Raw genomic sequence first — 4,077 nt, forward strand, 5'->3', positions numbered from 1 at the left:
AGCAGGCACCGATCGTCTACGAGCAACAGTCAGCTACCCTGACGCTCGCCGCATAACGACACGAACAGGTGTCCACTCCCCGGGGACAAGGCCCATCCATGAACACGTCGAACGTGCCCAGGCGTCTGATCGTCTTGAGCTGCTTCTGGATGGGCAGCCCGTTGAACGTGCTCATCGCCTTGGTGACGGCCTCCCGCACGGCGTCTCGATCGTGCTGGGCGAAGGCGATCAGGCACAGCGCGTGCCGGTCGGCAGCCACACTCGCGGTGATGCCTGTGTCCTCAGGCACCTCCAGTTCGAGCATGGCGTGCTTGGCCGCGATGCCCAGGATCTGCTTCCAAGCGTTGGACTTCACGCGCTGGGCGAACATCTGCACCAGGTAGTCGGCGTGGCCGACGAAGGAGGGGTCGCCCACGTGAGCCGTGTACCGGGCGAATGCCTTGCGGCCCTGGGTGGGCGGGTGCACCAGCAGGGCGTCCAATGCGGCCACCAGGTGAGCCCGTGCGTACTCGCCGCTCGGGGTGAACACGTCCCCGAGCGGGCGCAGGGAAGGGTGCGCGCACAGGTTGCGGTCCTGCTGCAGACGTTCCAGCTGCCGGTGCTCGACGAAGTCGATGAGTTCCAGGTCGAGCGCGTTCTGCAGGAGTTTGCCCTCGACCTGCTGCATCGTCTTGACCGCTTCGGCGTCGGCCGTGCTGCGGGCCCTCTCGATCCTCTTGACGACCTCGGCGGCCGTGCCGTCGCCGTCCTCGGCGAGCTGGTAGAGCTTGTGGATGATGTCGGCGCAGACTGCGGTCCAGGTGGCCACGATGGCGGCCCGGGGGGTGCCAGTGCTGTGGCAGCGGTAGGCATCCGCTACCAGCGGCCGGACCTCCTGGTGCCAGACTCGGGTGATGCGCTCTTCCAGGTTCAGCACCAGGTGCTCGCCGTTCCGTCGGGGCCCGCAGGATGCAGGCTGCCCGGCGGCCGGCCGGGCGCGGAGTTCTCGTCCCCCTATGTATAGGCGGCGGACGCCTGGGTGGGCACTGGGTTTCCCGACAGCGCCCGCCTACATCCGTCACGTCTAAGTCCACGGGGAGTCTGCCCAGCTCCAGGCCCGCCAAGAGTACGAGAACCGGGTCAGCGCACTCACCCCCTGACCATGATCGTTCTCACCGATAACCGCTGTACCGATGTTCCCCGAGGCCGTCGATCCCCGTGTGTTCAGGGAAACCGAAGGTTCTTCAGCGCGAACCCACGGGTCCATCGGTGTGTGTCGGGCCGATGTATCCGTGGGTTCATGTGGAACACGGGGGTGCTGAGCGATCCGAAGAGCTTCGGCGGTGACGTCGGCCTGGAGGCCCTCGGCTATGACGGCCGCCCGCCGAACTGCCAGTTGTGCACCTCGATGTCGGCGTACCGGTCCGCGGTCAGGATGGCGCGTGCCGTGTCCGGGTCCGGTGCCCGGACCAACGCCGCCGTGCCCAGCCAGGTGGTGCCGTCGTCGGACAGCAGCGGCCCGTAGGCGATCAGCTTGTCCCGGTCCGGCGGCACGTCGAGGTCGGCAGTCTGCCCCGTTCCGAGGCCGAGTACCAGGTATCGGTTGCCGCCGGTCCGGCCGCCGGGGAAGTCCCACATGGTGCGCCCCAGCGTGTTGCGCCATCGTCGTAGCAGCACGTCCTGGTAGACGCCGGCTTGGTAGTTCGGCTCGTCGAAGGCGAACGCGCGGGCTGCGGCGGGGTCGGGCAGGTCGACGATGTGCACGCTTCCGGTGGGTGCGTGGCCGTCGTCGGTGAGGGTCGGGCCCCGGGCGATCATCTCTTTCACGTACCGGTCCATGTAGGACCAATGATCTTCCAGCAGTTCGTCGCGTAGCGGCAGGGAGCCGGACCGGTCGCGGTGGTAACAGAGAAACTCCATGCCCAAGGATCTCTTCCAGGGAGGTAACAGGTCGAGCGGGTTTCACTGCAATGACCGCCCGGCGGCTTGCTCCAGGAGGGCACGTGCGGAGTCCGCGTAGCGCATCGCGGTCTTCTCGTCGAGCCCGAACACCTCGGCGAGGTGGAGCGGGTCGGGCCCGTGAGTCAGGGCCTCTTCGAGTTGGCGGTCGACGCGGAGCCGTTCCAGCGTCGCATCCTGCCCGCGCATCGCGGCGCTGATCCAGTGGTTGCTGGCGCGGCTGGTCTTCGTGGCGGTCTGGTTGTTGATCAGTAGGTGGAGGTTCGCGGTGTTCGGCCACCGGTTTCGCCGGTGCTTCAGCCAGTCCAGCAGCAGCTTCAGGGTGAGGTCGTCGAGCGGGCGGACACGTCCGGCGATGGTCAGCCGCCGGTTGCCGAGGTTGAGGTCGTCGAGCATGAGGTTGGCGATCTGGGCGACCCGGGCGGCGTGGACCGCTGCGAGGGCGAGGATGAGCCGCGTCGCCGGGGTGGTGGCCGCCGCGACGGAGCGGTCGACCTGCTCGGGGACGAGCGGTTGCAGCACGGCATACTCGTATTGTCCGACCTTGATCCGGCTGGTGGGGTTGCGGAAGATCAGTCCGTTCCGCTTGGCCCATGTGAACAGCGAGCGCAGGGCGACGAGTTGGTCGTGGCGCTGGTGGCCGTGCAGTGTCTTGATGTAGGTGAGGACGTCGTCGCGGGTCACTTCGCGCAGGTGGTCGTAGGGGTTTGACCATTTCAGCAGGGCCGGGCGGACTCGGTTGAGGTAGAGCCAGACCGTGCCTTCCCGTCGTGGGAGGCTGCGGGGGCCGCCGTCGCGCAGGACCCGGGTCCAGCGCTCGGCCTCCGAGCGGATGCCGGGTGCGAGACCCTCCAACCTCTCGGCAAGCCAGCGTTCGAAGGAGGGTTCGCTGTCGTCCTCGAAGATCCCCATCTCGTCCAGGACCGTGACGGTGTGGCCGACCGGCAGGTCCAGGGCCCGCCGCGGGGCGAAGACCTCCGTGTGCCGGATGACGTCGCCCTCGACGTGGCCGGTGAGGACGAGGGCCAGGCCGCGGTTGACAGCGAAGTGGATGTTGCGTCCCCAGCCTCGGGTCTCGGCGAGCCGGTGGGCGAGGTACTTTGCCCAGGCCAGCCACGGGCTGGTCAGGTCGGCGTCGGCCAGGGCGAGCCGGCTGTAGTCACGGGGGATCTGGGCGAACAGCGGTAGCTGCTGCCAGCCGGGATCCGGGCGCCAGGCCGGTGCAGGAGGCGGCTTGTGCGGGGCTCCCCGCCGTCCTCCGCGCGTCCGAGCCGCGGGGGTCGGTCTCCTGCGGTAGTGCATCCCGACGAAGAACAGTTGGTGATGCCGGACGGCGGCGAGCCGGTTCCGCACGTCCGTCTCGTCCGTGGGCTGGCCGACGACGGCCTTCGCGCTGAGGCGGGCCTGGCACCAGCACAGGCGGCAGTGGTTCCACTTCAGCGGCTGGACGCGGCGGCAGCCGGTGCATGCGGCCGCGTCGTGGCCGCGACCCAACATGTAGCAGGTGGGGCAGAGGCGGCCGCTGAAGTTTCCCCAGGCCAGGCAGCTGTCGCAGGAATCGGTGGGCTTGACGTAGCCCTTCGGGAACCGTGCCACTGGATCACTCCGGCGGCAGCGACCGGCCGTCCCGGCGCTTGGGAATCACCTTTGGTGCGGCGGTTCCCGCACCGACCGCGGCCCGTTCCGTCTCCTCTGCCTGGCCAGGTCGGCTGACCTTCTCCGGTTCGGGGATCAGCAGGTCTCCAATCTCACAGCCGAGGACCACGCAGATGACGTCCAGGTCCTCCAGCTTGAGCGAGACCGGCTGGCCGGACCACAGCCCGGACATCTTGCCGGCCGAGATCACCAGGCCGTGCTCGGCCAGGCTCCGCTGGAGCTCGGACGCCTTCCAGATACCCTTGTTCGCGGCGGTCAGCCGCAGGTTCCACCTCATCGGGCCAGTCCTTCCAGCCGCTTCGCGGCCCGTTCCATCCCGGCGACCCAGGCGTCCTCGACCCGGGTCTGCTGCACGTGGATATACCGCATGGTCGTGGCGATCCAGGAAGGGCGCAGATCTTCTGTGGGTGCCTCGTTGGAGTGATTCGCAGGGGTTCGGAATGAGGCCGGTCGTGCCGACTTCTACCGTCGCCGGGGTCGAGC

At 68.3% G+C, this 4,077-nt stretch carries 4 protein-coding genes; all 4 read right to left on the bottom strand.

All coding sequences use genetic code 11. The annotated features are described in order from the left end of the window. Positions 1-16 precede the first annotated feature (16 nt). The 4 genes from ACFC09_RS45810 to ACFC09_RS45825 all read right to left on the bottom strand — a co-directional run bounded on the left by ACFC09_RS45810 (position 17) and on the right by ACFC09_RS45825 (position 3,871). Positions 17-916: a hypothetical protein gene (locus tag ACFC09_RS45810; RefSeq protein ID WP_376539115.1), complete on the bottom strand. Its 900-nt coding sequence runs from the start codon at positions 914-916 to the stop codon at positions 17-19. A gap of 431 nt (positions 917-1,347) precedes the next feature. Further along, positions 1,348-1,899 (bottom strand): YciI family protein, encoded by a 552-nt coding sequence (locus ACFC09_RS45815; protein ID WP_376539117.1) that lies wholly within the window; start codon positions 1,897-1,899, stop codon positions 1,348-1,350. Between the two features lie 42 nt (positions 1,900-1,941). Then, on the bottom strand, positions 1,942-3,534 hold the full coding sequence (locus ACFC09_RS45820; RefSeq protein WP_376539119.1) for a hypothetical protein: 1,593 nt from the start codon (positions 3,532-3,534) through the stop codon (positions 1,942-1,944). 4 nt (positions 3,535-3,538) lie between these two features. Beyond that, entirely contained in the window at positions 3,539-3,871 is a 333-nt protein-coding gene (locus ACFC09_RS45825; protein WP_376539121.1) for a helix-turn-helix domain-containing protein, read from the bottom strand. Positions 3,872-4,077 lie beyond the last annotated feature (206 nt).

It is taken from the genome of Streptomyces sp. NPDC056161 (assembly GCF_042268025.1).
Lineage (GTDB): Bacteria > Actinomycetota > Actinomycetes > Streptomycetales > Streptomycetaceae > Streptomyces.